Source organism: Micromonospora jinlongensis (genome assembly GCF_013410645.1).
Classification (GTDB): Bacteria; Actinomycetota; Actinomycetes; order Mycobacteriales; family Micromonosporaceae; genus Micromonospora; species Micromonospora zamorensis.
Map to the genome: position 1 here is coordinate 3,519,262 of NZ_JACCHK010000001.1, position 26,135 is coordinate 3,545,396.

Here is a 26,135-nt window from a genome sequence, read left to right on the forward strand (position 1 = left end):
GCCGGTTGGAATGCCGGCCCGGGCCGGATCGTTGAAGACTTCCGCAACGACCGCCAGACACCCCGGCACCGCTTCACACGAGCGGATGTCGGCGATGGGCCCACCGGGGAATGACCCCCGACCCCCGGTCGTTACACATGAACCCGGCGCCCGAGCCCCCCGGCTCGCAGCACCCGCCACCCCGGCCCCCCGCAAGCCCCCGGCTTGCCGGTGCCGACCTCCCCAAACTTTCCCTTTGTTTGATGCAGCGCCGGACGAGGTGCTCACACCCTTGTGCCGCCGACCCCCGTCAGTGGCCGGGTGTTTCCTACCCCCGAAGGAGCTACCCCCATGAACACGATCTTCCGTAAGAGCATGTTGTCTGTTGCTGGTCTCGCGTTCGCCGGTGGTGTCTTCGCCGGTCCGATCGCCGCCCACGCCAACCCCGTGGATGCCAAGCCGGTCGCGGTAGCGGTGCAGTCGGCCGCCCCGAAGCCGCAGGGCGACCAGTCCCACATCACCCTCAATGATGAGCAGACCGCGAACGTCAAGGCGATCATCGCCGCCACGAAGAAGGCCGGCCTGCCCGAGCGCGCCGCGGTCATCTCCATCGCCACGAGCCTGCAGGAGTCCAAGCTGGAGAACCTGGGCCACCTCGGCGACGCCAACGACCACGACTCGCTGGGCCTGTTCCAGCAGCGCCCGAGTTCGGGTTGGGGTACGCCGGAGCAGATCACCGACCCCGAGTACTCCACGACCGCGTTCCTCAAGGGTCTCAAGCAGGTTGACGGGTGGCAGGACATGCCGCTGACCGAGGCCGCGCAGACCGTGCAGGTCTCCGCCTACCCGGACGCCTACGCGCAGTGGGAGCAGCAGGCCACCGACCTGGTCGCCCAGCACTGGAACAGCTGACCCACCGAACGGCACACTGAACGACCCGACCGCTGGCCGGCACCCCCACCCGGGGTGCCGGCCAGCGGCATATCCCCCACAAACACAAGGACACCGTCACCACGCCCGGTAGATCTTGGACAGTTTCCGTCAGCCGCTAACGGAAACTGTCCAAGATCTGCACGGTCGGGCTCACACGGCCGGCGCGACACTGCCCACCGGGCCGGACCGACAGCGCGCCGACGGGTTCCGGCCGGCGTGGACCGCCCGGCACTGCCGGAGCCGGGGCGGACCCGTCCGGCACCGCCAGAGCCGGGGCGGACCCGTCCGGCACCGCCGGAGCCGGCGTGGACCGCCCGGCACCGCCGGATCAGCGGACGGTGACGGTGACCGTGTGCCAGCCGGTGGCACCGTCCGGGACGACATCCTGCGTACGCTCGGTCTGGGTTTCGCCGGTCGCGTCCGTTGCCCGGACCTGGAGCCGATGCTCGCCTGGCGTGGCGTCCCAGCGCCAGGACCACTGCACCCAGGTGTCCACCGACACGGCCGGGGCCAGCTCGGCCTGCTGCCACTCGCCGTCGTCGACGCGTACCTCGACCTGGCGGATGCCCCGGTGCTGCGCCCACGCCACGCCGGCGATGGTCACCGGCCCCGTGGTCAGCCGGTTACGTCCCCGGGGCGTGTCGATCCTCGACTGGGTCTTGATCGGTCCTTGGACGGACCAGCCGCGCGGCACCCAGTACGCGTCGAAGTCGGCGAACCGGGTCAGCTCCAGCTCGGTCACCCACTTGCACGCCGACACGTACCCGTAGAGGCCGGGCACCACCATCCGGACCGGGAAGCCGTGCTCGACCGGCAGAGGCTCGCCGTTCATGCCGACCGCCAGCAGCGCGTCCCGCCCGTCGCGCAGCGCGGCGGTGGGGGTGCCGCAGGTCCAGCCGTCGACGGACCGGCCGACGACCTGGTCGGCGTCCGCGTCCGGCTCGACCTCGTCGAGCAGTTCCCGCAGGGGTACGCCGAGCCAGCGGGCGTTGCCGATCAGATCTCCGCCCACCTCGTTGGAGACGCAGGCCAACGTGACGTACCGCTCGACCAGTGGCCGGGCCAGCAGGTCGGCGTAGGTGTACGTGCGCTCGGTGCCGACCCGCCCGTGGATCCGCAGCCGCCAGCTGTCCGGGTCCACCTGGGGCACCACCAGCGCGGTGTCGATCCGGTAGAACCCGAGGTTCGAGGTGACGTACGGCGCGAGTTGCGCCAGCGAGAGGTCCGCGCCTGCGGGTACGGCAGCTGCGGGGGCGACCGGCGCGGGCAGCCGGATCGCGTCCCGAGCGGCGGACACCCCGCGTCGACCGGCCAGCCAGCGCCCACCGAGACCTGCCGCCAGGGCTGTGCCGAGCAACACCCCGCTGCTGGTGAGGAACCGCCGCCGCGACTCAGGGTCGACTTCTGCAGCCCCGGTCGCGGATTGCCCGCCCGGAGCCACCGGCGCGGCGGGCGTCACCGGGCCAGCAGGCGACACCGGCTCGGCGGGAGTCACCGGCACCGGCAGGCCTTCCGGCGTCGGCGAGGCCGCCGAGGGCGGCTCGGCCCGCGACCCGAGCGCCGGACCCGCAGGCGACACCGGCGCGGCGGGCGGCACCGGACCCGCGGGCGGCACCGACGCAGCCGGCGGCACGATCGGAGTGGGCGGTGACCAGGGCCAGGGGTCCAGCTCGAACGGGCCGGCGATGAACAGCCAGAGCACCAGGCCGCCGAGACCGGCGCCGACAAGCGACGGCAGTGCGTCGGCGGCGTCCGCACCGGAACGGGTCAGCGCGGCGGCCACGCCGATGACGCCGAACGCGGCGATGCCGGCCAGGCCGAATGCCAGCCGCCGGACCGCCAGCACACCGAACAGCGCCGCGAACCCTCCCAGCAACAGGCCCGTACCAACCAGCAGCGCGATCTTGTCGGCGGTGCCGAAGAGGTCGATGGCGAGTTGCTTCAGCGACTCGGGGACGGCGTCGACGACCACCCCGCCGACCGCGACCAGCGGTGCCGACCGGGGGCCGGTCAGGACCGCCACCGGTTCGGCGATTCCGATCGCGACGGCGGCGGCGGTGATCCCGGCCAGCGCGGCGTAGCGCCGCGACGTGGTGCTCATCGGCCCAGTGTGCGCGATCATCCGGTCCACTCGCCAACAACGGCGGCGTCGGTAAGAGACCCACAAGACGAGCCGGGGCACACCGCCGTACGACGGTGTGCCCCGGAACGGGTGGCGCTACCGGGTCAGAAGCCCGGGCCGTGCTGGTGGCCGTGACCGTGGCCGTGGCCGCCGCCGGCGGCCGGCTCGGCCTGCTCCGGCTTCTCGACCACGAGGCTCTCCGTGGTGAGCAGCAGACCAGCGATCGAGGCGGCGTTGGTGACCGCGTTGCGGGTCACCTTCACCGGGTCGATGATGCCGGCCTTGACCAGGTCGACGTACTCGCCCTTGGCGGCGTCGAGGCCGTTGCCCCACTCCAGGTCGGCGACCTTCTGCGTCACGACATAGCCGTCGTGACCGGCGTTCTGCGCGATCCAGCGCAGCGGCTCGACGAGCGCCTTGCGCACGACCGAGACACCGACCTTCTCGTCACCGGTGAAGCCCAGGTCGTCGTCGAGGACCGAGAGGATCTGCACCAGGGCGGCGCCGCCGCCGGGCACAGTGCCCTCCTCGACCGCAGCCTTGGTCGCCGCGATGGCGTCCTCGATGCGGTGCTTGCGCTCCTTCATCTCGACCTCGGTGGCCGCGCCAGCCTTGATGACGGCGATGCCACCGGAGAGCTTCGCCAGCCGCTCGGCCAGCTTCTCCCGGTCCCAGTCGGAGTCGGAGGCCTCGATTTCCTTGCGGATCTGGGCGACCCGGTCGGCAACGTCGGCCTTCTGGCCACCGCCGTCGACGATCGTGGTGTTCTCCTTGTCGACCACGACGCGCCGAGCGGTGCCGAGCACCTCCAGGCCGACCTGGTCGATCTTGTAGCCCAGCTCCGGGGCGACCAGCTCGGCGCCCGTGGAGATCGCGATGTCCTGGAGCATCGCCTTGCGCCGGTCACCGAAGCCCGGGGCCTTGACCGCGCAGACCTTGAGGGTCTTGCGCAGCGAGTTGACCACCAGGGTGGAGAGCGCCTGGCCGTCCACGTCCTCGGCGATGATCAGCAGGGGCTTGCTGTTCTGCAGGACCTTCTCCAGCAGCGGCAGCAGCTCTTCGATCGCCGAGATCTTCTGGGTGGTGACCAGGATGTACGCGTCCTCAAGGACGGACTCCTGGCTCTCCAGGTCGGTGACGAAGTTCGGCGAGATGAAGCCCTTGTCGAACTGGAGACCCTCGGTCACGTCCAGCTCGGTGGTGAGCATGGAGCCTTCCTCGACGGTGATGACACCGTCGCGGCCGACCCGCTCCATCGCCTCGGCGATCAGGTCGCCGATCGTGGCGTCCTGCGCGGAGATCGTCGCCACGTTCGCGATCGACTCCTTGCTGGTGACATCGGCGGCACGGCCGAGCAGCGCCTCGGAGACCTTGGCGGCCGCCGCGTCGATGCCCCGCTTGAGGCCGGCCGGGTTGGTCCCGGCGGTCACGTTGCGCAGACCCTCGCGAACCATCGCCTGGGCCAGCACGGTCGCGGTGGTGGTCCCGTCGCCGGCGACGTCGTTGGTCTTGGTCGCCACCTCCTTGACCAGCTGCGCGCCAAGGTTCTCGTACGGGTTGGTGAGCTCGATCTCCTTGGCGATGGTCACACCATCGTTGGTGATCGTCGGCGCACCGAATTTCTTGTCCAGGACGACGTTGCGCCCGCGCGGGCCGAGGGTGACCTTGACCGCGTCCGCGAGGGCGTTGACACCGTGCTCCAGCAGGTGCCGGGCGTCGTCCGAGAAGCTCAGGATCTTCGCCATTAATGTCCCTTCGAAGCGCCATTGCCCCGGCCCGGCGAGCCGGACCGGGGCAGTGGCACTGATCGGTTGCTTACTTCTCGATGACCGCGAGGACGTCGCGGGCGGAGAGCACCAGGTACTCCTCGCCGGCGTACTTGACCTCGGTGCCGCCGTACTTCGAGTAGAGGACGGTGTCGCCGACCTGCACGTCAACCGGAACCCGGTTGCCGTTGTCGTCGACGCGGCCCGGGCCGACAGCGAGGACAGTGCCCTCCTGCGGCTTCTCCTTGGCGGTGTCGGGGATCACGATGCCCGACGCAGTGGTGGTCTCAGCCTCGTTCGCCTGGACCACGATGCGGTCCTCGAGCGGCTTGATCGCAACCTTGGTCGCGGTAGTCACGGGCATACCCTCCTGGGGTACTGGTTTCGTTGCTGGCCGGCGGGGCCGACCAGCGTCAATCTGCCTCATGCCACCGGGCGGGGCCGTCGTCGCGGGTGCCGGTCCGCCTGGCGTGCGCACCCGGGTCGTGAGACCCGGAAGCTGGCACCCTCAGGGTGAGAGTGCTAATCGCAGGTTATTCCGTGGCTAGCACTCCGTCAAGGAGAGTGCCAGCGAGTCGCGCCCCGCCAGCCCGGATTTCCGGGTCTACCCGGACAATGACCGGGTGGATCTCGATCAGCTGGCGGCGCTGCGTACCCCCGAGGGGTCGGCCGCGCTCACGGCGGCGGCCGGGCTGGCCGGCGGTGATCCACTGGCCGCGGCGTCGGCGTTGCGCGCGGCCGGGGTGCCGCCGACGCTGGCCGCGGCGGCGCTCACCCAGGCTGAGCTGCGCCACCGGGCGATCGGCAAGTTCGGCCCGGCAGCCGCGGAGATGTTCCTCACCCGCCCCGGCCTGGAGCAGGCCACCCGCCGGGTGGTCGCCGACCGTCGGGCCGCCCGGCTCCACGCGGCCGGCGTGCGCACCCTGGCCGACCTCGGGTGCGGCCTCGGCGCCGACGCGCTGGCCGCCGCCCGGACCGGCATCCGGGTGTACGGGGTGGAGGCCGACCCGGTGACCGCCGCCATGGCCGCCGCCAACGCTGAGGCGGCCGGGCTGGCCGACCTGTTCACTGTCGAGTGCGGGGATGCCACCGCGTTCGACGTCTCCCGGGTCGACGCGGTCTTCTGCGACCCTGCCCGCCGCACCACCGGCACCGGGCGACGGGTCTTCGACCCGCGCGCCTACTCGCCTCCGTGGGACTTCGTGACCGGGCTGGCGGAGCGGGTGCCGCGCACCGTGGTGAAGGTGGCGCCGGGGCTGGACCACAGGCTCATTCCGGCGGGCGCGGAGGCGGAGTGGGTCGGTGTCGACGGCGACCTGGTCGAGGCCGCGCTGTGGTGTGGTGACCTGGCGGAGGTGCCCCGCCGCGCCACCCTCTACCGACAGCAGGGCGTCAAGACCCGCCGCGACCAGCTCAGCGGCTCGGGTGCCGACGAGGCGCCGGTCGGGCCGCCGCGTCGCTACCTGTACGACCCGGACCCGGCGGTGGTCCGCGCGCACCTCGTCGCCGAACTCGCCGCCGAACTGGACGCCACTCTGGGCGACCCGAGCATCGCCTACCTCTACGCCGACCATCCGACCCCCACCCCGTACGCGCGCTGCCTGGAGATCACCGACGTGCTGCCGTTCTCGCTCAAGCGCCTGCGGGCGCTGCTGCGCGACCGTCGGGTGGGCCGGGTGGAGATCCTCAAGCGGGGTTCCGCGCTCACCCCGGAGCAGCTTCGGCGGGACCTGCGGCTGGCCGGCGACGAGGCGGCGAGCCTGGTGCTCACCCGGGTCGCCGGCGCACCGACAGTGCTGATCGGTAGGCCGGTCGACTAGCGTCGCCGGTGTGGCAGGACAGGGCACTCCGGCGACGGCACTGGTGGTCAAGCGTGGGGTGGCGCACCGCACCCATCCGTACCGGGTGGCACCGGACGCCCCGAACTACGGCGCGTTGGTGGCGGTGGCGCTCGGCGTGCCACCGGAGCGCGTGTTCAAGTCGCTGGTGACCGAGGTCGACGGCGCACTGACCGTGGCGGTCGTTCCGGTCACCGGCGAGCTGGATCTGAAGGCGCTCGCGGCGGCCGTCGGTGGCAAGCGGGCGACGCTGGCCGACCGGGCGGTCGCCGAGCGGGCAACCGGCTACGTACGCGGTGGGATCAGCCCGCTCGGGCAGCGCAGGCGGCTGCCCACCGTGCTGGACGACTCCGCGCTGAAATTCCCGACGATCTACGTCTCGGCTGGTCGGCGGGGTCTGCAACTCGAACTGGCCGCAGCGGATCTGGTGGCGCTGACCGACGCCCGCACCGCGCCGTTGCAGACCCACTGACGGCCTTCGTTACGTCGACTCCCCCGTGGGATACCCGGGGAGTAACAGTCGCGTTGCTGAATTGTTATCGCTCCCAACAAACTATGCACCTGCGCGGTCTTGTGGAGCCGGTGTGACGCGAAATACGTTGCCGGGCACAACAAAACAACACCTCCCCCACCTCCGAAAGGACCCTGCACATGCGTAAGGGGATCCTCACCATCGCCGCCGTGGGCCTGCTCACGACCGGCGGCTTGACCGCCTGTAGCGATGACTCCGGCTCCGGCTCGGCCGACTCCGCCAAGACTCCCAAGATCGGCGTGATCCTCCCGGACAGCAAGTCCTCGGTCCGCTGGGAGACCGCGGACCGGCGGTTCCTGGAGGAGGCGTTCAAGGCCGCCGGCGTCCAGTCCGACATCCAGAACGCTCAGAACGACAAGACCGCCTTCCAGACCATCGCCGACCAGATGATCACCGGCGGCGTCACCGTCCTGATGATCGTCAACCTGGACTCCGGCACCGGCAAGGCCGTGCTCGACAAGGCCAAGTCGCAGGGCGTCGCCACCATCGACTACGACCGACTCACCCTGGGCGGCTCCGCCCAGTACTACGTCAGCTTCGACAACGAGACCGTCGGCAAGCTGCAGGGCGAGGGTCTGTCCAAGTGCCTGACCGAGAAGGGCGCCAAGAACCCCGTCGTGGCGTACCTGAACGGCTCCCCCACCGACAACAACGCCACCCTGTTCAAGAACGGCTACGACTCGGTGCTCAAGCCGAAGTTCGACGCCAAGGAGTACGTCAAGGGCCCTGAGGACGCGGTGCCCGCGTGGGACAACGCGCAGGCCGCGACGATCTTCGAGCAGCAGCTCACCAAGGCCAACGGCAAGATCGACGGTGTGCTGGCCGCCAACGACGGTCTCGGCAACGCGGCCATCTCGATCCTGAAGAAGAACAAGCTCAACGGCAAGGTGCCGGTGACCGGGCAGGACGCCAGCACCGAGGGCCTGCAGAACATCCTCGCCGGCGACCAGTGCATGACCGTCTACAAGGCGGTCCGGGAAGAGGCCAAGGCGGCCTCCGACCTGGCCATCGCGCTCGCCAAGGGTGAGAAGAAGGACACCGGCCAGACGGTGAAGGACCCGGAGGGCAACCGCGACGTCCCCTCGGTGCTGCTCACCCCGAAGGCCATCACCAAGGAGACCGTCAAGGACGTCATCGCCGACGGCTACGTGACCAAGGAGCAGGTCTGCACCGCAGCGTACGCCAAGTTCTGCGCCGAAGCCGGCATCAGCTGACCGACGCCGCACCACCCGCCGGGACGACCATCGCCGCCCGGCACGGGAGCACCCCTCCCGTGCCGGGCGGCGCCCGCCGGACGGGCCCCGACCTCCCTTGCGAAGGAGACCCCCCGTGTCCGCGACCCCCCTGCTGGAACTCCGCGGGATCGACAAGAGCTTCGGTCCCGTCCAGGTGCTCCGCGACGTCGCCCTGACCGTCCACCCGGGCGAAGTGACCGCACTGGTCGGTGACAACGGCGCCGGCAAGTCGACCCTGGTGAAGTGCATCAGCGGCATCCACCCCACCGACGCCGGAGAGTTCCTGTTCAACGGCGAACCGGTACACATTGGCAGCCCCCGCGACGCCGCCACGCTCGGCATCGAGGTCGTCTACCAGGACCTCGCGCTCTGCGACAACCTGGACATCGTGCAGAACATGTTCCTGGGCCGGGAGCGGCGCAGCGGCATCGTCCTGGACGAGCCGACCATGGAACAGCTCGCCGCCGAGACGCTGGCGGGGCTCTCCATCCGCACCGTCACCTCGCTGCGTCAGCACGTCTCCAGCCTCTCCGGCGGCCAGCGCCAGACCGTGGCCATCGCCAAGGCGGTGCTGTGGAACAGCAAGCTCGTCATCCTGGACGAGCCCACCGCGGCGCTCGGCGTGGCACAGACCGCGCAGGTGCTAGAACTGGTCCGCCGCCTCGCCGACAACGGCCTGGCCGTGGTGCTCATCTCGCACAACATGAACGACGTCTTCGCCGTCTCCGACCGGATCGCCGCGCTGTACCTCGGCCAGATGGTCGCCCAGGTGAAGACCACCGACATCACCCACGCCCAGGTGGTCGAGCTGATCACCGCCGGACGCTCGGGCGGGCTCGGCCTCGCCACCGACCCGGGCAGCAACGGCGACGGCCCGCAGCCGGCCGACTCGATCTCAGGAGGCGTCCGATGACCACCACCGCCGTGCGGAAGGACGGCCCCGCGGCCGTCACACCCGCGCCGACCGTCGGAGGCCACGTCCGCAACTACTTCAGTCGGGTACGCGGTGGCGACGTCGGCGCGCTACCGGCCGTACTCGGCCTGATCGTGCTCTGCACCGTCTTCGCGATCATGCGGCCGTCGTCGTTCCTGTCGGCCGGCAACTTCGCCAACCTCTTCACCCAGGGCGCGGCGGTCACGCTGATCGCGATGGGCCTGGTCTTCGTGCTGCTGCTCGGCGAGATCGACCTCTCCGCCGGCTTCGCCAGCGGCGTCTGCGCGGCGGTGCTGGCCAATGTGGTCACCGTGCTCGGCTACCCGTGGTGGGTCGCCGTGCTCGCCGCCGTCGCCACCGGTGTGGTCATCGGCACCACGCTCGGCATGCTCGTCGCGAAAATCGGCATCCCGTCCTTCGTGGTCACCCTCGCCGGCTTCCTCGCCTTCCAGGGCGTCGTGCTCCTGCTCGTGAAGGAGGGCACCAACATCTCCGTCCGCGACGAGGTGCTGGTCTCCATCGCCAACCGCAACCTCGCCCCCACGCTGGGCTGGGCGCTGACCGCCCTCGCGGTCATCGGCTACGCGGCGGTGCAACTGCTGCGCCACCGCAACCGGGTGGCGCGTGGGCTGATCACCGACCCGATCGCGGTGGTGGCGTTGCGGATCGGCGGGCTCGCCGTCATCCTCGGAACCGCGGTGTACGTGCTCAACCTGGAGCGCAGCCGCAACGTCCTGATCGTCTCGCTCAAGGGTGTGCCGATCGTGGTGCCGATCATCGCGGTGCTGCTCGTCATCTGGACCTTCGTGCTGCAACGCACCAGCTACGGCCGGCACATCTACGCCGTGGGCGGCAACCGGGAAGCCGCCCGCCGGGCCGGCATCGACGTCGACCGGATCCGGATCTCCGTCTTCGTGATCTGTTCGTCCATGGCCGCCATCGGTGGCATCGTGGCGGCCAGCCGGGCCAACTCGGTCGACCCCAACACCGGGGGCAGTAACGTACTGCTCTACGCGGTCGGCGCAGCGGTGATCGGCGGCACCAGCCTCTTCGGTGGCAAGGGCCGCGTCCTCGACGCCGTACTCGGCGGCGCGGTGGTCGCGGTCATCGAAAACGGAATGGGCCTGATGGGTTACAGCGCGGGAGTCAAGTACGTGGTCACCGGCGTCGTGCTGCTGCTCGCCGCCAGCGTCGACGCGCTCTCCCGTCGCCGCGCGGCAGCCACCGGCACCCGCTGACCGCGGGAGGTAGCACCACGATGCGCCCAGGACCGAGCCAGGACGACGTCCGACGGCAGAACCTCGGGGCTCTGCTGAGGCATGTGCACGTCCACGGGGCGACCACACGCGCCGAACTGACCACCACGCTGGGCCTCAACCGCAGCACCATCGGCGCGCTCACCGCCGACCTGTCCGCGGTGGGGCTGGTCAGCGAAGGCGCGCCGAAGGAGACCGGCCGGGCCGGGCGACCGTCACTGGTCGTCCGGCCCGAGTCGGCCCGGGTCTACGCGTACGCGTACTCGGTGGAGGTGGACCGACTGCGCGCCGCCCGGATCGGGTTGGGCGGGGCGGTCCTGGACCGTCGCGACCTGGACAGACCACGCGGGCTACTGGCCGCGGAGGCCGCGCCACTGCTGGCCGGCGCGGTCAAGGAGATGCAGCAGTTGGTGCCGGCCGACGCGATCTGCGTCGGCGCCGGCGTCGCGGTCTGCGGCATGGTCCGCCGGGACGACGGCCTGGTCCGACTCGGCCCCACCACCGGCTGGGTGGACGAGCCGATCGGCTCGGCCCTCGCCGACGAGTTGGGCATCGACGTGCCGGTCACGGTGGGCAACGTGGCCGACGTCGCCGCGTTCGCCGAGCACGCACGGGGTGTTGCGGCCGGTTGCGACAACGTCCTCTACCTGTACGGAGACGTCGGCGTGGGTGCCGGCATCATCGCCGGTGGGCGTCGGCTGACCGGGCACGGTGGTTACGGCGGCGAGGTCGGCCACATGAAGGTGGTGCGCGACGGCCGGCCCTGTGAGTGCGGCTCCCGGGGTTGCTGGGAGACCGAGATCGGCGAGCACGGTCTGCTGCGCGCTGCCGGACGCTCCGATGCCCGGGGCCGCGACGCTCTGCTGGCCGTCTTCGACGCCGCCGACCGGGGTGACGCCCGGGCCCAGACGGCGGTCCGCCAGGCCGGTGACTGGCTCGGCTTCGGCGTCGCCAACCTGGTGAACATCTTCAACCCCGAGATGGTCATCTTCGGCGGCACCATGCGCGACCTCTACCTCGCGGCGGCGGCCCAGATCCGCAGCCGGCTCAACTCCAACGCGCTCGGGGCCTGCCTGGAGCACGTCCGGCTGAGGACGCCCAAGCTGGGCGCGGACGCACCCCTGATCGGGGCCGCCGAGTTGGCCTTCGAACGGCTCCTCGCCGACCCCCTCGACGTGGGCTGATCCGCGTACGCTGTCCGGCGTGGATGTCGAGCTGCGCGCCTCCGACGACGACCGCAACCGGGTGGTCGCCGAGCTGCACCGGCACACTGCGGCGGGCCGGCTGACCCTCGACGAGTTTTCCGACCGGGCGGGTGCAGTGTGGACGGCACGCACCCTCGGTGACCTGGCCGCGCTGACCCGCGATCTGCCGGCACTGTCCGACCCGCCCGGCGACGGCGTCGGGCACGGGCGCCGCGAGCTGCTGATGCTCTTCGCCGCCGCCGCGCTCACTCTGCTGCTGCTCGGTGGCTTCCTCGCCATCACCCGCTGATCCGCGTCGCCAAATGGTGAACTGATCGCGCGATCAGTCCGTATCAGTGGGCGGACGGGCAGCCGGGAGCGTATGGCTGTCCGGTCCAGACGCGTTTCGGTCCGGACCGAGGAGGCACCACAGACATGGCACCGCTCAGATCCGCCCATCGCCGACTGGGCAACCGGACCCACCGAGCGGCGATGCTGCTCATCGCGATCGTCGCGGGGATCGGTGTCCTGCCCGGCGTGGCCATGGCCGCGCCCGCCGGCGGCGGGCAGCAGCTCAACGCCGCCGACATGACACTGCTCAATGGGGTACGGCTGGCGGGGCTGTGGGAGATGCCAGCCGGTCAGATGGCCGCCGAGAAGGGGCAGTCGGCCAAGGTACGGGAGATCGGCGCCGGCATCGCCAGTGAGCACCAGAAGCTCGACCAGCTCGTCGTCGACGCGGCCAACAAGCTGGGCGCGACGATCCCCAGCGAGCCGACGGCCGAGCAGAAGGGCTGGCTGGCGGAGATGCAGAAGGCCTCCGGCGCCCGCTTCGACCAGATCTTCGTCACCCGGCTCCGGGTCGCCCACGGCAAGATCTTCCCGGTGATCGGCGCGGTACGGGCCAGCACCCGGGACGCCACCGTCCGCAAGCTCTGCGACGACTCCAACGGCTTCGTCATGCACCACATGCAGATGCTGGAGAGCACCGGCCTGGTCCGCTGGCCGGAGCTGCCCCCGGCGGCGCTGCCCGCCCCCGGTGACGACGGCCTGTTGGCCGCCGCCGCGGCCAACGCCGGCCCGCAGGTCGGGGTCAGTAGCACAGTCGTCTGGCTGGTCTTCCTCGCCGCGCTGGGCACCGGTGGAATCGCCACCTACCGGATGCTGCGCCGCAGCTGACCATCGGTGATGGCCTCGTTGGTGGCTCGCGTCAGCGGTCGACCTGGGTGAAGTCCCAGGAGTGCGGAGCGCGGGCCACCAGCAGGGCGGGCGGATCGGGCAGCGGTCGCGGGTTGCTGCGCCACTTGGAGATGACCACCACGCGATGGTCGGTGGAGGAGAAGACCTCGCTGGAGACGTGCAGCGGGTCGTGCTCCAACTCGGGCAGGGCGGTGTCGCACACCCAGGTGATCAGGTCGCCGACGCCGTACGCCTCGGCGCGCGCCTCCCACATCCGCACGATCATGTCCGCCGCCCCCGTCACACGCTGACCGTGGTCAACGGCAGTGCCGAATCGGCAGGCAGGTCCAGTCGGCTCGGCGCGACCCCCGCCGCGACCAGGTGCGAACCGAGCGCGGCCACCATCGCACCGTTGTCGGTGCAGAGCTTCGGCCGGGGCACCCGGACCTGGATGCCGTACTTCTCGGCCCGCTGCTCGGCCATCGCCCGCAGCCGCGAGTTCGCCGCCACTCCCCCGCCGATCACCAGGGTCTCGATGCCCTGAGCGCGGCAGGCGGCGAGCGCCTTGCTGGTCAGGACGTCACAGACCGCCTCCTGGAAGGACGCGGACACGTCGGCCACCGGCACCGGCTCACCGGCACGCTGGCGTGCCTCGACCCACCGGGCCACCGCCGTCTTCAGGCCGGAGAACGAGAAGTCGTACCGGTGGGCGGCGAGATCCTTGGCGGCGGTCAGGCCGCGTGGGAAGGCGATCGCGGCGGCGTCGCCGGCCCGCGCCTCCCGGTCGATCGGCGGGCCACCCGGGAAGGGCAGGCCGAGCAGCCGGGCGACCTTGTCGAACGCCTCACCGGCGGCGTCGTCGATGGTGGCGCCCAGCGGGGTGACGCCCCGGGCCAGGTCGTCGACGAGCAGCAGGGACGAGTGACCGCCGGACACCAGCAGCGCGATGGCGGGTTCGGGCAGTGGGCCGTGCTCAAGGGTGTCCACCGCGACGTGGGCGGCAAGATGGTTCACGCCGTACACGGGCTTCTCGGCGGCGAGCGCGTACCCCTTGGCGGCGGCGACACCGACCAGCAGCGCGCCGGCCAGGCCAGGCCCGGAGGTGACCGCGATCGCGTCGATGTCGGCCAGGGTGACGCCGGCCTCGGTCAGGGCCCGGTCCATGGTGGGCACGATGGCCTCCAGGTGTGCCCGGCTGGCCACCTCGGGCACCACACCCCCGAATCGGGCGTGCTCCTCGACGCTGGAGGCGAGCGCGTCGGCCAGCAGGGTGTGCCCCCGCACGATGCCGACGCCGGTCTCGTCGCAGGAGGTCTCGATACCCAGGATCAGCGGTTCGTCAGCCATGGTCGTGTGGTCCGTCCCCGGTCGGCTCGGCGTCGCGCCGCATGACCAGCGCGTCGGTGTTGCTCGGTTGGTAGTAGCCGCGCCGCACCCCGATCGGCTCGAACCCGTACGTCGCGTAGAGCCGCTGGGCGGCGGCGTTGTCCACGGCGACCTCCAGCAGGGTGCTGCGGGCGTCACGCCGGGCCGCCTCGGCGAGTAGTTCCTCCAACAGGACGCGGCCCACGCCGCGCCGCTGGGCGTCCCGGCGGACGGCGATGTTCTGCACCCACACCTCGTCCGGAGGAGCCCCGGCGAGACCGGCGTAACCGAGCACCGCGCCATCCCCGTCGACGGCGACCCGGTAGTGGTGCCCGTTCGCCAGCTCGCTCCAGAACATGCCGGGCGACCACTGCTCGGCGCCGAATAGGTCCGCCTCGATCGGCAGCACGTCGTCGATGTGCCACCAGCGGAACGGGACGAGCCGTACCGCTGTCATGGCAGGACCGGTTTGCGGCCGGTAGCCGCCACCGCGTCGGGACGGCGCAGGTAGAGCGGGGTGAGCCGCTCACTGGACGCACCCGCCCGGATCCGCTCGGCGGCGAGCAGCGCCAGCACGGTGGCGTCCGGGTACCTGGGCTCGACCCGGACGGGCAGGTCCAGGATCTCGGCGTACCGGTGTGCCCCGTCTCCGACCGCGATCGTCGCGCCCAACTCCCGGGCGCGGGCCGCGGCCACCGACGGCGTGGACACCTCAGGCCCGACGATCCGCTGGCCCGCACCGTCGTAGACGGCCCAGTAGAGCTCCTTGCGCCGGGCATCGCTGGCGGCCAGCACCGGCTCGCCGGACGCCGCCGGGTAGCCGATGGCGTCCAGCGAGCAGACGCCGTACGTGGGGATGCCGAGCACCTGACCCATCGTCGCGGCGGTGACCAGGCCGACCCGCAGCCCGGTGAACGGCCCCGGGCCGAGCCCGGCGACGATGGCGCTCAGGTCACGTGGGCGCGCGTCGGCGTCGGCGAGGACCGCGTCCACCTGGGGAGCGAGCAGTTCGCCGTGCGCGCGGGCATCGACCGTGCACCGGTGCGCCCGGGACACGACATCGTCCACCGAGACCTCCACCAGCGCTGCGGTCACCGCAGGGGTCGAACTGTCCACCACGAGTACGAGCACGGTTAGCCAGCCTAGCCGCCCCGCCGGAGCCCCCCGGTCACGCCCCGCCCCCGCCACAGCCTCGGTCACGCCACAGCCTCGGTCACGCGGCGGCCCGGTCGCGCGCCGACACGCCACCGTTCCGGCCACGCGCCCCCGTTCACCCCTTCCCGGCCCGACCGCTCCGGCCTGGCGGCGGATGCCTCAACAAGCGCTATACCTGTGGGTCATATTTATGACCCACAGGTATAGCGCTCAACAGGGAAACGGCCGGTAACCGCCACACATCGCCCGTTCGTCAAGCGAACCCGCACGAGGGCCGGCCAGTCGTGAATCCGCCTCAGCGGTGCCGGCTACGGCCAGCGTGGTCCACGATCCCGAAATGCCATCCACCCGTCTCGGCACTCTGCTCGGCACCGTCATTCACCAGCAACGGCAGTTGCGCGGGCTGAGCCAGTGCGAGCTGGCCGAATTGGCCGACACCAGTCAGGCGACCGTCGCCCGGATCGAACGCGGCGGGCGCGCACCCAGCATCGCCATGCTTGAAGGGTTGCTCGCCGCGATGGATGTGCAGCTGGTTGTCGGGGTGGAGACGCTGGACGCGCACCTCGACGCCCGGATGGATGACCTGGTCGCCCGGCCGATCGCCGAGCGGATCGACGAGATGGGCCTGGATCGGCTGCTGGACCGGCTCAGCGACCTCCCACAGGTGATCACCGGGAGTACGGCTGCCCTGTTGCAGGGCGCGCCGGTGCCGGTGGACGCGCTGGAGATCGCCGTGCGATGGCAGGACTCGAAGGTGTTGACCCGCTGGCTGGAAAGGAACTACGGCCAGCGGTGGAACGCTCGCTGGGGCGAGTTCGGCGGTGTGTGGTTGGAGCCCGAGGAGCCGGGCGAGCACCGATGGTCGACCCGGTACGGCGAGATCAGGGCCACGATGTGCGACGAGCTGCCCGAGACGATCGAGGTGCGCCACGGCGGTCGGGGTTACCAGGTGGTGCCGCTCGTCGAGTTGGAGCTGACCGATCCGCGCGCCGGCGAGCTGTTGCGCCGCTACCGGGACCGGCAGCTGGGCAGCGGAAGCTGACCTCGTCAGCCGGCGGTGCGCTCCCAGTCGATGGTGGGCAGGCCGGCGTCGGCGAGCGCCTTGTTGGCCGCGCTGAACGGGCGGCTGCCGAGGAAGCCACGCGGGTTCATCGGGCTGGGGTGGCCGGCCTCCAGCACGACGTGCTGCGGGTTGGTGACCAGGGCCGCCTTCTTGCGGGCGTAGCCGCCCCAGAGCAGGAAGACCACCCGGTCCGACGAGGCGTCCAGTGCCCGGATGGTGGCGTCGGTGAACTCCTCCCAGCCGGCGTTGGCGTGCGAGCCCGGGGTGGCCTGACGGACCGTCAGCACCGCGTTGAGCAGCAGCACGCCCTGGGCGGCCCACCCGTCGAGGTTGCCGCTGCGCGGCTTGGGAACGCCGACGTCCTCGCCCAGCTCCTTGAAGACGTTGCGCAACGACGGCGGCACCGTCACGCCGTCGCGGACGCTGAAGCTCAACCCGTGCGCCTGCCCGGCCCGGTGGTAGGGGTCCTGCCCGAGGATCAGCACCCGGGTGTCCTGCGGCGGGCAGAGCCGGTAGGCCGAGAACAGGTCCTCCAGGGGAGGGAAGACGGTCTGCGTCGCGTATTCCCGAGCGACGAACTCGGCCAGCGCGGCGGTGCGCGCCAGATGGAGGTGCGGGGTGAGCACGGCACGCCACTGCTCCGGCAGCAGGGCCAGCAGATCCAGGGCGGGGGCGTCGTCGGGCATCAGGAACCTCTCACACAGCGCGGGTCGGTCCCCCGCACTCTAGGCATCGGGTACGACAGGGACCGCCCTAGCCCAGGTCGGCGAGCCGACGGGCCCAGTCGCCACCGATCGGGTCCAGCTCGACGATGCGGGTGTCGTCGTCGCGGCGGTCGATCCGGACCCGCAGGTGCGCGTCGACCAACTGCTCCACCAGGCCTTCACCCCACTCCACCACGGTCACCGAGTCCTCGACCGATGCGTCGAGGTCCAGGTCGTCGATCTCGGCGCGGGGGTCGGTGGCGGCGCCCAGCCGGTACGCGTCCGCGTGCACCAGGGCGACCAGGCCGCCCCGGGCCGGATCCGGGCGGTGCACCCGGGCGATCACGAACGTCGGCGAGGTGATGTCGCCGAGAACACCGAGCCCGGCGCCGACGCCCTGGGTGAGCGCGGTCTTGCCGGCGCCCAGCGGGCCGGTCAGCAGCACCAGGTCGCCGGCGCGCAGCAGCCCAGCCAGGCGTCGGCCGAACTCCCGGGTGTCCTCGACGGTCGGCAGCTTGACGACGTGACTCACCGTTCCTCCGGCTCTGCGAGTGATTCGAGGAACCGCGCGAGCGCGGCGTTGACCTCGTCGGCGTGCTCCAGCATCACCACGTGTCCACTATCTTTGATCTTGACGAACTCGGCGTGCGGCAGCCGCCGGACGATCTCCTCCGAGTGGGTCACCGGAGTGATCATGTCCTTGTCGCCGACCACCACCAGCACCGGCGTCGCGGCCAACGCCGCGAGAGCCGGGAAGCGCGAGTGGGTGGCCAGAGTCCGCAGGTAGCGGGTCACCGTGTCGGCCGACGTCCGGGAGTTCATCATCTCCACATAGGACACAAGTGCGGGGCTCGGCTTGCGGGTGCCGAAGCCGTACTTGCGGGTCAGCAGCCAGGCCACGTTCGACGTCGACTTGCGGGCCTTGTCGATCACCGGCCCGCCGTACCGGGTGGCGTTGCTGACCATGTACAGCACCGGGCCGCCGACCCGGCCGAGCAGCGCGGGCGCGACCAGCTTGGTCTCGGCGACGAGCCCGCCCGAGGTGGCCATCAGGACCGTGCCCACCACCCGGTCACCGAACAGCTCCGGGAACAACTCGGCGAACGCCATGATGGTCATGCCGCCCATCGAGTGACCGACCAGCACCAGCGGCCCGTCCGGGGCGGTGCGGTCGATCACCTGGCGCAGCGTTCGGCCGAGCACCGCGAGGTCGTACTCCCCGGTCTCCAACCGGCCGGACCGACCGTGACCGGGCTGGTCGTACGCCACTACCCGGTAGTCACCTCGGGCCGCGAGCATCTGGCGCTGGAAGTGGAACGTCCCCATGTCCAGGCAGAAGCCGTGCACCAGCACCACCGTCGGATGTCCCGGCACCGGTCTGGTCGGCTCGACCACCTCGACGTGGATGTCCGTGCCGTCCGGCAGCTCCAGACGGAACGCCTCGTCGTACCGCTGCTCGCCGAACGCCTCGTGCGCGTAGCGGTCGGCCGGGTCCGCCTTGAGCCGGCGGACCAGGGTGCGCTCGGTCGCGACGCCGGCCGCCAGGCCCGCCGCCGCGACCCCGACCGCGGCCCCGAGGATCCCCGCGACCCGGCCCGCCGCGGTCCGCGGACGCGGAATGCGGTAGCTCATGGCCGCTCGCCGTCATAGATCCGAGGCACGCGCGTGCTGCCGAACCGGGTGACGATCTCGTAGTTGATCGTGCCGACCGCCTCGGCCCAGTCGTCGGCGGTCGGCTCACCGTCGGCGCCGCTGCCGAACAGGGTCGCCACGTCGCCGTCGGCCACCGGGTCGTCGCCGCAGTCGATCACGAACTGGTCCATGCAGACCCGTCCCGAGATCGTCCGCCGTGCGCCGGCGAGCTGCACCGGGCCGGTGTTGGACGCGTGCCGGGGAACCCCGTCGGCGTACCCGAGCGGCACCACGGCCAGGTTCGCGTCCGCCTCCGTGGTGTAGGCGTGCCCGTAGGAGACGCCGGTGCCGGCGGGCACCCGCTTGGTGAGCATCACCCGGGCGCGCGCGGTCATGGCCGGCCGCAGCCCGTACGTCTCACCGGCCACGGGGGAGAGCCCGTAGATGGCCAGACCGGGGCGGACCAGGTCGAAGTGGGTGTCCGGGCGGGTCAGGGTGGCAGCGGAGTTGGCGAGGTGCCGCCAGCGCGGGCGCAGCCCGGCCCGCTCGACCATGGCCAGCCCCTCGTGGAAGACGGCCAGTTGGCGATCGGTGGTGGGGTGGCCGGGGCTGTCCGCGTACACGAAGTGGCTCCACACGCCGACCACCTCGACCAGGCCGTCGGCCTGCGCCTTCGCGGCGGCGTCCAGCAGCGCCGGCCAGTCCGCGACGGTCGCCCCGCCCCGCGACAGCCCGGTGTCGATCTTCAGGTGCAGGCGGGCGGGGCGCCCGGCGAGCCGGCTCGCCCCGATCATCTCGTCCAGCTGCGGCAGGCTGGCCGCGCCCAGGTCCACCCCGGCGGTGACCCCCTCGTGCAGGGGCAACCCCGGCGCGAGCAGCCAGGCCAGCACCGGCACTGTCACTCCGGCCCGCCGCAGGGTGAGCGCCTCGTCGAGGGTGCAGACACCGAGCCAGTCCGCGCCGGCGTCGAGCGCGGCGCGGGCGGCCGGAAGCATGCCATGGCCGTACCCGTCGCCCTTCACCACGGCCATCAACTCGGCGCTGGTGCCGGAGCGGAGCCTGCTCACGTTTTCGCGGATCGCGTCAAGATCGACGCGTACCTCGGCCTGCCACATACGCCCAGCCTACTTTCCGCCGTGATCACCGAGGGCGGCGACGCACGCCCCGGACGCCGACCCGGCCGGAACGGGCCGATCAGCCCAGCCGGGCGACAACCGGGCGAAGTGCGGTCACCACGTCGGGCGCGGTCACCGGCCCACCCCGGGCCGCCTCCCGGCCGGCGAGCCCGTGCAGGTACGCGGCCGAGGCGGCAGCCTGATCGGCGGGCACCCCGGCCGCCAGCAGCGAGCCGAGCAGCCCGGCCAGCACGTCACCCGTGCCGCCGGTGGCCAGCGCCGGGGTGCCGGTCGGGTTGACGTACGCCCGGCCGTCCGGCGTGCCGATCACCGTGCGGTCCCCCTTGAGCAGCACCACCGCGTTCATCCAGGCGGCGAGCCGCAGCGCGGAGCCGACCCGGTCGGCACCGGGCTCCTCCCCGCACAGCCGGGCGAACTCCCGGTCGTGCGGGGTGACCACGATCGGCGCGTCCCGCCCGCGCAGCCGGTCGGCGAGTGAGCCGTCCACCAGCAGGGTCAGCGCGTCGGCGTCGAGCACCACCGGCACCGGGGAGGCCAGCACGGCGCGCAGCTCGGCCGCCGCGTCCTCTCCGGTGCCCAGGCCGGAGCCGCAGACCCAGGCCTGCACCCGGCCCGCGTCGGCCACCCGCCCACTGGCGATCACCGAAGGGTGCTGGTGCAGCACCTCGGCCCGGGCACCGCCGGCATAGCGGACCAGGCCCGTCGGCCCGGCCAGAGCGCCGCCGACGGAGAGCACCGCCGCGCCCGGGTAGGTCGTCGAGCCGGTCGACACCCCCACCACGCCCCGGCTGTACTTCTCTGACGCCGGGCCCAGCTCCGGCCACCAGTCGACCAGGTCGGTCCACTCGGTGACCCGCAGCGCCGGGGAGCCTCGCAGCCACGGGCGCAGCCCGATGTCGACCAACTCCACCTGCCCGGCCAGGGCGGCTGCCGGCCCGACCACCAGTGCGGGCTTGAGCGCGCCGAACGCCACCGTCACGTCGGCGCGGACCGCTGTCGGTCGGCCGGACGCGGACAGCGGCACGTGACCGGTGTCCACCGCGACCCCGCTCGGCACGTCCACCGCCAGGATGGTGGCGCGATCGCCGTCGCGCCCACGCAGCTCGCCGAGGCGTTGGACCACCTCGTCCGCGCTCGTCCGCAGCCCACCGGTGCCGCCGATGCCGACGATGCCGTCCAGGACCAGGTCGACCGGGCCGGCCGGTTGCGGCACCAGCCGGCCGCCGGCCGCTCGCAGGGCGGCCAGCCCGGCGGCGTGCGCACGCCCGGGGGTGAGCAGCAGGGCGGACACCTGGGTTCCCCGGCGGGCCAGCCGCTCCCCCGCGTACAGCGCGTCGCCGCCGTTGTCGCCGGAACCGACCAGCAGCAGCACCCGGGCGCCGTAGATCCCGCCCCGCTCGGCGAGCAGCAGCGCGGCGCGACGGGCCAGCCCGGCGGCGGCCCGCTGCATCAGCGTCCCCTCCGGCAGCGTGCCCATCAGCCCTGCTTCGGCCGCCCGTACGTCGGCCACCCGCCACACCGATCTCATGCCACCGTGTCCCAATCGTTTGCGGGTGGACCGGGTCGGCCCGCCCAGCCGACGTCACCGTTCCGCGACCACCATCGCCGACGCGATCCCCCCGTCGTGCGACAACGAGAGATGCCAGTGGTTGACCCCACGCGCGTCGGCCGCCGCCGCGACCGTGCCGGAGACGGCGAGCCAGGGGCGGCCGTCCGGGTCGGGCACGATCTCGCAGTCGTGCCAGCTCAGCCCGGCCGGAGCGCCGAGCGCCTTGGCCACGGCCTCCTTGGCGGCGAAGCGGGCGGCAAGCGAGTCCGGCGAGCGCGGGGCGCCGGCGCGGGTGTGTCGCTCGGCAGTGGTGAAGAGCCGGTCGGCGAGCAGCGGCGTCCGTGCCAGGGCCCGGGCGAACCGGTCGACCAGGACGACGTCGATGCCGACAGCGACGATCACCACTTCACCCTACCGGCGGCCGGGGCCGCAGATTAGCCGTCGGGCCCGTGGTGGGCAACGCCTGTGGACAGGCCGGGGTACGCCTCGCCGCCGGCTGTCCACGGGGCACTCGGCGACCTCCGGTACGCGCCTAGCGTCAGCGCGTCGATCCCGATCGTCGGTGGGGGTGTGGTCATGACCGATGAGCCGTTCGTCGTCCGGCCGGAGGAACTGCGTGCTGTCGCCGTCGTGCTCGACGACGGCGCGCACCGGCTGGCGCTGGGCCTCGCGGGGGTGCCCGGGTTGCTGGTGACGGCACCCGAGTGGCGGGCCGGCGCGGCCCTGGCCGGGGTGGAGGCAGCCGTGCACTCCTGGTTCTGCCGGGTGGGTGCTCGGGTCGCGGGGGCCTCCGCCGGGGTGCGGGCGGCGGCCGAGGCGTACGAGTCGGTCGACGACCGGGCGGCCGACCGGTTCGCCGCCCTGCACCGGTGAGCAGCGTCGCCTACCGACACCTGTGGGCAGCCGATCCGCGCGGGTGGCGGGCCGCCGGGACGGCGTGGGCCGGGTTGACCGGGCTGGTCGACCGACGCGTCGGTGAGCTGCGTACGGCGGACGGGCGGTTGCGGGGCGGTTGGTCGGGCGCGGCAGCCACGGCGGCGGACGCCCGGCTCGTCGGTCTGCGTGACGAGCTGACGTCGGTCGCACCCGTGTTGATCGAGGTCGACCAGGTGCTGGCCGAGTTGGCCGGTCGGCTGGCCGTGGCGAAGGCGCGGCTCGCCGATGCGGTCGCCCTGGCGGACGCGGCCGGCCTGCTGGTGGACCGCTCGGGTGGGGTGCACGTCGATCCAGAACGGGCCCGGCCGACCGAGCGGGCCGGCGTGGCTGCGGCCCGGGTGGCGGCAGCCCTACGGGACGCGCTCGACGAGGCCGGGGCCGCGGACCGGGTCGCCGCCGACCGGTTGGACGAGCTGGCCCGGGCCGCCGGCACCGGCTGGGCGTCTCCGCCACCGCCGGACCGGCCGGCCCCCGGCGCGGCGCCGACGCTGGTCCGCGCCTGGTGGGCGGGTTTGACACCGGCGCAGCGCCGGTGGCTGATCGGGCACGAGCCGGCGCTGGTCGGCCGACTGGACGGGATGCCGGTGGCCGCCCGCGACCAGGCCAACCGGCTGCGGCTCGGAGTTTGGCGGGAGGAGCTGCTGGCCGAGCGGCGGCGGTTGCTGACCCAGGTGCCGCCGGGGGCACTCGCGTCGGTCCGGCTGCGCGGGGTGGCTGAGCGGTTGGCCGGTCTGGACGCGCTGAGCGGACGACTGGCGGGCGGCGAGGAGCCGCGGGCGTACCTGCTGGGGCTGGATACGGCCGGTGAGGGTCGGGTGGTGCTGGCGCTCGGCGACCCGGATCAGGCCGACCGGGTGCTCACCTACGTGCCGGGGATGGGTTCCGGGCTGGACGACGCCCCCGGTGAGCTGGGCAGGGCGGCGCGGGTGCTGGACCGGTGCGCCACGCTCGCCCCGGCTGAACGCAGCGCGGCGGTGCTCTGGTTGGACTACGACGCCCCGGATTTCGTGACCGATGCGGCTTCGGCGGGCCTGGCACGCGATGCCGGCCCGGCGTTGCACCGCTTTCAGGACGGGCTGCGGGCCACCCACGAGGGACCACCGGCCCGGCAGACCGTGCTCGGGCACAGCTACGGCTCGCTGGTGGTGGGGATGGCCGCCCGGGAGCACGGGCTGGCCGCCGACGCGCTGGTCTTCGTCGGTTCCCCCGGCGTCGGTGCGTCGCACGCCGCCGAGCTGGGCGTGCCCGCCCGGGAGGTCTGGGCGAGCAGCGCTCCCGACGACGTGATCCGCGGGGCCCTTCCGGTGGACGAGCTGGGCCGACGTGCGCTGTCCGGCTCGGCTCCGCTGGCCGCCGCGCTGGCCTGGCCCGACCGGACCGGCCACGAGCTGTGGTTCGGTCACGACCCGTCGGATCCCGGGTTCGGCGGTCGGGTCTTCGGCAGTGGGCGAGGAGGCCACACCGGTTACTGGGACCCGGGCAATCCCGCGCTGGACGGGATGGCCCGGGTCGTGCTGGGCCAGGTCGTTGAGGGGCCTACTCGACGGTGACCGACTTGGCCAGGTTGCGGGGCTGGTCCACGTCGTGCCCACGGGCGGCGGCGATCTCGGCGGCGAGCACCTGCAACGGCACCGTGGTGACGAGCGGGGCCAGCAGCGTCGGCGTACGCGGCACGTAGATGAGGTGGTCGGCGTACCGGACGACGGCCTCGTCGCCCTCCTCCGCGATCACGATGGTCCGCGCACCGCGCGCCCGGACCTCCTGGATGTTGGAGACGACCTTGTCGTGCAGCATGCCCCGGCCGACCGGCGAGGGCACCACGCAGATCACCGGGGTGCCCTTGTCGATCAGGGCGATCGGGCCGTGCTTCAGCTCGCCGGCGGCGAAGCCCTCGGCGTGCATGTACGCCAGTTCCTTGAGCTTCAGCGCGCCCTCCAGGGCCACCGGGTAGCCGACGTGCCGGCCGATGAACAGCACTGTCGGCTCGGACTTCAGCTCCCGGGCCAGCTCACGGACGGGCTCGATCCGGTCGAGCAGCTCGCGCAGCTTGCCGGGGATCTCCTGCAACTGCGCGACCACCGCGCCCACCTCGTCGGCGAACTTGATGCCGCGCACCTGGGCCAGGTGCAGGCCGATCAGGTAGCAGGCGACGACCTGGGTGAGGAACGCCTTGGTCGAGGCGACGGCGATCTCCGGCCCGCCGTGGGTGTAGAGCACGGCGTCCGACTCACGGGGGATGGTGGAGCCGTTGGTGTTGCAGATCGCCAGCACCCGGGCCTTCTGCTCCTTGGCGTGGCGCAGCGCCATCAGGGTGTCCATCGTCTCGCCGGACTGCGAGATCACCACGATCAGCGTGGACCGGTCGAGGACCGGGTCGCGGTAGCGGAACTCGCTGGCCAGCTCCACCTCGCAGGGGATCCGGGTCCAGTGCTCGATGGCGTACTTGGCGACCATGCCGGCGTGGTACGCCGTGCCGCAGGCCACGATAAAGATCTTGTCGACGTCGCGCAGGTCCTGGTCGCTGAGGCGGACCTCGTCGAGGGCGATCTCGCCGGTCTCGGTGAGCCGGCCGAGCAGCGTGTCGGCGATGGCCTGCGGCTGCTCCTCGATCTCCTTGAGCATGAACCAGTCGTAGCCGCCTTTCTCGGCGGCCGAGGAGTCCCAGTCGATGTGGAAGTCCTTGCCGGCGGCGGGCTGGCCGTCGAAGTCGGTGATCTCGATGCTGTCACCGGTGATCAGGACGATCTGGTCCTGGCCCAGCTCGACCGCTTCCCGGGTGTGCTCGATGAACGCGGCCACGTCGCTGGCCAGGTAGTTCTCACCGTCGCCGCGGCCGACGACCAGCGGCGAGTTGCGCCGGGCGCCGACGACCGCGCCGGGCACGCCGGCATCCACCGCGAGCAGGGTGAACGCGCCCTCCAGCCGCTGGCAGACCACCCGCATGCCGGCGGCGAGCAGCTGCGGGCTGTCCGGCTGGCCGGCGGCGCGCAGGTCGGCCAGCGCGGCGGCGAGCAGGTGCGCGGCGCACTCGGTGTCGGTGTCGCTGGTGAACTGGACGCCGTCGGCCTCCAGTTCGTTACGGAGCTTGGCGAAGTTCTCGATGATGCCGTTGTGGATCACCGCGACCCGGCCGTCGGGGGCGACGTGCGGGTGGGCGTTGCGGTCGGTCGGGCCGCCGTGGGTGGCCCACCGGGTGTGCCCGATGCCGGTGGTGCCGTCACCGATGCCGATCGGGCTGGCCGCGCAGGAGGTCGGGTCGTCGGCGGCCCGCTCGGACAGCACCTTCTCAAGGTTGGCCAGCTTGCCGGCCTTCTTCTCGGTCAGCAGCCGGTCGTCGCAGACGATCGCGACGCCCGCCGAGTCGTAGCCGCGGTATTCCAGCCGCCGCAGCCCGTCGAGCACGATGCCGAGTGCGGGGCGCGCGCCCGCGTATCCCACGATTCCACACATGGCCCGCAGCCTAACTCAGTTTCACTCATGATGGGTGCTCGAAAGTCGGGTTATCAATCACGGAATCTGAGCGATCGGGGTTTGGCGGGGCGCAACGGGACGAGCGTCGCAGGCCCGGCCGGGGCCGCCCGGAGGTGACAGGGTTGCGGCGCGCCGTCGGGTACGACAGTCTCTCGGCGGGTTCGGC

General features: G+C 72.2%; 26 protein-coding genes. 12 read left to right on the forward strand and 14 right to left on the reverse strand.

Going from position 1 to position 26,135, the window contains the following annotated elements; genetic code table 11:
• Nucleotides 1-330: 330 nt before the first annotated feature.
• Nucleotides 331-891, forward strand: a complete 561-nt coding sequence (locus HNR22_RS15420) for a hypothetical protein (RefSeq protein WP_179780970.1) — start codon at nt 331-333, stop codon at nt 889-891.
• A gap of 349 nt (nt 892-1,240) precedes the next feature.
• Here HNR22_RS15420 and HNR22_RS15425 read toward each other — a convergent pair whose 3' ends face one another.
• From HNR22_RS15425 to groES, 3 genes are all read right to left on the reverse strand, one after another.
• The gene (locus HNR22_RS15425) at nt 1,241-3,013 is read right to left on the reverse strand and encodes a molybdopterin-dependent oxidoreductase (protein WP_179780971.1); all 1,773 of its coding nucleotides are present in this window, start codon (nt 3,011-3,013) and stop codon (nt 1,241-1,243) included.
• A gap of 125 nt (nt 3,014-3,138) precedes the next feature.
• Complete coding sequence (gene groL / locus HNR22_RS15430) at nt 3,139-4,779, reverse strand: chaperonin GroEL (RefSeq protein WP_179780972.1); 1,641 nt, start codon at nt 4,777-4,779, stop codon at nt 3,139-3,141.
• A gap of 70 nt (nt 4,780-4,849) precedes the next feature.
• The gene (gene groES, locus HNR22_RS15435; RefSeq protein WP_030330046.1) at nt 4,850-5,164 is read right to left on the reverse strand and encodes a co-chaperone GroES; all 315 of its coding nucleotides are present in this window, start codon (nt 5,162-5,164) and stop codon (nt 4,850-4,852) included.
• A 259-nt stretch (nt 5,165-5,423) separates the two neighbouring features.
• On the opposite strand from groES, the gene HNR22_RS15440 reads away from it, so the two are divergent.
• The 8 genes from HNR22_RS15440 to HNR22_RS15475 all read left to right on the forward strand — a co-directional run bounded on the left by HNR22_RS15440 (nt 5,424) and on the right by HNR22_RS15475 (nt 12,958).
• Complete coding sequence (locus HNR22_RS15440) at nt 5,424-6,620, forward strand: THUMP-like domain-containing protein (RefSeq protein WP_179780973.1); 1,197 nt, start codon at nt 5,424-5,426, stop codon at nt 6,618-6,620.
• 10 nt (nt 6,621-6,630) lie between these two features.
• Nucleotides 6,631-7,110 carry a Cys-tRNA(Pro) deacylase gene (gene ybaK, locus HNR22_RS15445; RefSeq protein ID WP_179780974.1) on the forward strand — a complete coding sequence of 160 codons (480 nt, stop codon included), beginning with the start codon at nt 6,631-6,633 and terminating at the stop codon, nt 7,108-7,110.
• 179 nt (nt 7,111-7,289) lie between these two features.
• Entirely contained in the window at nt 7,290-8,384 is a 1,095-nt protein-coding gene (locus HNR22_RS15450) for a sugar ABC transporter substrate-binding protein (RefSeq protein ID WP_179780975.1), read from the forward strand.
• 115 nt (nt 8,385-8,499) lie between these two features.
• The gene (locus HNR22_RS15455; RefSeq protein WP_179780976.1) at nt 8,500-9,318 is read left to right on the forward strand and encodes an ATP-binding cassette domain-containing protein; all 819 of its coding nucleotides are present in this window, start codon (nt 8,500-8,502) and stop codon (nt 9,316-9,318) included.
• Entirely contained in the window at nt 9,315-10,577 is a 1,263-nt protein-coding gene (locus tag HNR22_RS15460; protein WP_179780977.1) for a sugar ABC transporter permease, read from the forward strand. Before HNR22_RS15455 ends, HNR22_RS15460 begins: the two co-directional genes overlap by 4 nt.
• 20 nt (nt 10,578-10,597) lie before the next feature.
• On the forward strand, nt 10,598-11,779 hold the full coding sequence (locus HNR22_RS15465; protein ID WP_088950177.1) for an ROK family protein: 1,182 nt from the start codon (nt 10,598-10,600) through the stop codon (nt 11,777-11,779).
• A 19-nt stretch (nt 11,780-11,798) separates the two neighbouring features.
• Nucleotides 11,799-12,089, forward strand: coding sequence for a DUF1707 domain-containing protein (locus tag HNR22_RS15470; RefSeq protein ID WP_179780978.1), 291 nt, complete (start codon nt 11,799-11,801; stop codon nt 12,087-12,089).
• 125 nt (nt 12,090-12,214) lie between these two features.
• The gene (locus HNR22_RS15475) at nt 12,215-12,958 is read left to right on the forward strand and encodes a DUF4142 domain-containing protein (RefSeq protein ID WP_179780979.1); all 744 of its coding nucleotides are present in this window, start codon (nt 12,215-12,217) and stop codon (nt 12,956-12,958) included.
• Nucleotides 12,959-12,989: 31 nt separating this feature from the next.
• Here HNR22_RS15475 and HNR22_RS15480 read toward each other — a convergent pair whose 3' ends face one another.
• The 4 genes from HNR22_RS15480 to tsaB are packed head-to-tail and all read right to left on the reverse strand — an operon-like array spanning nt 12,990 to nt 15,454.
• Nucleotides 12,990-13,244, reverse strand: a complete 255-nt coding sequence (locus HNR22_RS15480; RefSeq protein WP_179783570.1) for a hypothetical protein — start codon at nt 13,242-13,244, stop codon at nt 12,990-12,992.
• Between the two features lie 14 nt (nt 13,245-13,258).
• A complete protein-coding gene (tsaD, locus tag HNR22_RS15485; protein ID WP_179780980.1) occupies nt 13,259-14,305 on the reverse strand; it encodes a tRNA (adenosine(37)-N6)-threonylcarbamoyltransferase complex transferase subunit TsaD in 1,047 nt (348 codons plus the stop codon).
• Nucleotides 14,298-14,780: a ribosomal protein S18-alanine N-acetyltransferase gene (rimI, locus tag HNR22_RS15490; protein WP_179780981.1), complete on the reverse strand. Its 483-nt coding sequence runs from the start codon at nt 14,778-14,780 to the stop codon at nt 14,298-14,300. Before rimI ends, tsaD begins: the two co-directional genes overlap by 8 nt.
• Complete coding sequence (gene tsaB / locus HNR22_RS15495) at nt 14,777-15,454, reverse strand: tRNA (adenosine(37)-N6)-threonylcarbamoyltransferase complex dimerization subunit type 1 TsaB (protein ID WP_179780982.1); 678 nt, start codon at nt 15,452-15,454, stop codon at nt 14,777-14,779. Before tsaB ends, rimI begins: the two co-directional genes overlap by 4 nt.
• 361 nt (nt 15,455-15,815) lie before the next feature.
• On the opposite strand from tsaB, the gene HNR22_RS15500 reads away from it, so the two are divergent.
• Entirely contained in the window at nt 15,816-16,520 is a 705-nt protein-coding gene (locus HNR22_RS15500) for a helix-turn-helix domain-containing protein (RefSeq protein ID WP_179780983.1), read from the forward strand.
• A gap of 5 nt (nt 16,521-16,525) precedes the next feature.
• Here HNR22_RS15500 and ung read toward each other — a convergent pair whose 3' ends face one another.
• The 6 genes from ung to HNR22_RS15530 form a co-directional block, all read right to left on the reverse strand.
• Nucleotides 16,526-17,227 (reverse strand): uracil-DNA glycosylase, encoded by a 702-nt coding sequence (gene ung, locus HNR22_RS15505; protein WP_179780984.1) that lies wholly within the window; start codon nt 17,225-17,227, stop codon nt 16,526-16,528.
• A 67-nt stretch (nt 17,228-17,294) separates the two neighbouring features.
• A complete protein-coding gene (gene tsaE, locus HNR22_RS15510; protein ID WP_179780985.1) occupies nt 17,295-17,777 on the reverse strand; it encodes a tRNA (adenosine(37)-N6)-threonylcarbamoyltransferase complex ATPase subunit type 1 TsaE in 483 nt (160 codons plus the stop codon).
• Nucleotides 17,774-18,877 carry an alpha/beta fold hydrolase gene (locus tag HNR22_RS15515; RefSeq protein WP_179780986.1) on the reverse strand — a complete coding sequence of 368 codons (1,104 nt, stop codon included), beginning with the start codon at nt 18,875-18,877 and terminating at the stop codon, nt 17,774-17,776. The genes tsaE and HNR22_RS15515 overlap by 4 nt, the downstream gene beginning before the upstream one ends.
• Nucleotides 18,874-19,992 (reverse strand): alanine racemase, encoded by a 1,119-nt coding sequence (alr, locus tag HNR22_RS15520; protein ID WP_179780987.1) that lies wholly within the window; start codon nt 19,990-19,992, stop codon nt 18,874-18,876. The genes HNR22_RS15515 and alr overlap by 4 nt, the downstream gene beginning before the upstream one ends.
• 79 nt (nt 19,993-20,071) lie before the next feature.
• On the reverse strand, nt 20,072-21,541 hold the full coding sequence (locus tag HNR22_RS15525) for an NAD(P)H-hydrate dehydratase (protein WP_179780988.1): 1,470 nt from the start codon (nt 21,539-21,541) through the stop codon (nt 20,072-20,074).
• Nucleotides 21,542-21,595: 54 nt separating this feature from the next.
• On the reverse strand, nt 21,596-21,964 hold the full coding sequence (locus tag HNR22_RS15530; RefSeq protein WP_179780989.1) for a holo-ACP synthase: 369 nt from the start codon (nt 21,962-21,964) through the stop codon (nt 21,596-21,598).
• 174 nt (nt 21,965-22,138) lie between these two features.
• On the opposite strand from HNR22_RS15530, the gene HNR22_RS15535 reads away from it, so the two are divergent.
• On the forward strand, nt 22,139-22,435 hold the full coding sequence (locus HNR22_RS15535) for a hypothetical protein (RefSeq protein WP_179780990.1): 297 nt from the start codon (nt 22,139-22,141) through the stop codon (nt 22,433-22,435).
• Nucleotides 22,432-24,048 carry an alpha/beta hydrolase gene (locus HNR22_RS15540; protein ID WP_179780991.1) on the forward strand — a complete coding sequence of 539 codons (1,617 nt, stop codon included), beginning with the start codon at nt 22,432-22,434 and terminating at the stop codon, nt 24,046-24,048. The genes HNR22_RS15535 and HNR22_RS15540 overlap by 4 nt, the downstream gene beginning before the upstream one ends.
• On the opposite strand, the gene glmS is transcribed toward HNR22_RS15540, so the two are convergent.
• The gene (gene glmS, locus HNR22_RS15545; protein ID WP_179780992.1) at nt 24,035-25,948 is read right to left on the reverse strand and encodes a glutamine--fructose-6-phosphate transaminase (isomerizing); all 1,914 of its coding nucleotides are present in this window, start codon (nt 25,946-25,948) and stop codon (nt 24,035-24,037) included. The genes HNR22_RS15540 and glmS overlap by 14 nt on opposite strands.
• Between the last annotated feature and the right edge of the window lie 187 nt (nt 25,949-26,135).

Bases quoted from the DNA above. Each gene is read 5' to 3' on its own strand.
- HNR22_RS15450 (WP_179780975.1), top strand. From the start codon at position 7,290: ATGCGTAAGGGGATCCTCACCATCGCCGCCGTGGGCCTGCTCACGACC.
- ung (WP_179780984.1), bottom strand. From the start codon at position 17,227: ATGCCCGACGACGCCCCCGCCCTGGATCTGCTGGCCCTGCTGCCGGAG.
- HNR22_RS15465 (WP_088950177.1), top strand. From the start codon at position 10,598: ATGCGCCCAGGACCGAGCCAGGACGACGTCCGACGGCAGAACCTCGGG.
- HNR22_RS15480 (WP_179783570.1), bottom strand. From the start codon at position 13,244: ATGATCGTGCGGATGTGGGAGGCGCGCGCCGAGGCGTACGGCGTCGGC.
- alr (WP_179780987.1), bottom strand. From the start codon at position 19,992: ATGTGGCAGGCCGAGGTACGCGTCGATCTTGACGCGATCCGCGAAAAC.
- HNR22_RS15535 (WP_179780990.1), top strand. From the start codon at position 22,139: ATGACCGATGAGCCGTTCGTCGTCCGGCCGGAGGAACTGCGTGCTGTC.
- HNR22_RS15515 (WP_179780986.1), bottom strand. From the start codon at position 18,877: ATGAGCTACCGCATTCCGCGTCCGCGGACCGCGGCGGGCCGGGTCGCG.
- rimI (WP_179780981.1), bottom strand. From the start codon at position 14,780: ATGACAGCGGTACGGCTCGTCCCGTTCCGCTGGTGGCACATCGACGAC.
- HNR22_RS15460 (WP_179780977.1), top strand. From the start codon at position 9,315: ATGACCACCACCGCCGTGCGGAAGGACGGCCCCGCGGCCGTCACACCC.
- HNR22_RS15500 (WP_179780983.1), top strand. From the start codon at position 15,816: ATGCCATCCACCCGTCTCGGCACTCTGCTCGGCACCGTCATTCACCAG.
- HNR22_RS15420 (WP_179780970.1), top strand. From the start codon at position 331: ATGAACACGATCTTCCGTAAGAGCATGTTGTCTGTTGCTGGTCTCGCG.
- groES (WP_030330046.1), bottom strand. From the start codon at position 5,164: ATGCCCGTGACTACCGCGACCAAGGTTGCGATCAAGCCGCTCGAGGAC.
- groL (WP_179780972.1), bottom strand. From the start codon at position 4,779: ATGGCGAAGATCCTGAGCTTCTCGGACGACGCCCGGCACCTGCTGGAG.
- HNR22_RS15475 (WP_179780979.1), top strand. From the start codon at position 12,215: ATGGCACCGCTCAGATCCGCCCATCGCCGACTGGGCAACCGGACCCAC.
- tsaD (WP_179780980.1), bottom strand. From the start codon at position 14,305: ATGGCTGACGAACCGCTGATCCTGGGTATCGAGACCTCCTGCGACGAG.
- glmS (WP_179780992.1), bottom strand. From the start codon at position 25,948: ATGTGTGGAATCGTGGGATACGCGGGCGCGCGCCCCGCACTCGGCATC.
- HNR22_RS15525 (WP_179780988.1), bottom strand. From the start codon at position 21,541: ATGAGATCGGTGTGGCGGGTGGCCGACGTACGGGCGGCCGAAGCAGGG.
- HNR22_RS15425 (WP_179780971.1), bottom strand. From the start codon at position 3,013: ATGAGCACCACGTCGCGGCGCTACGCCGCGCTGGCCGGGATCACCGCC.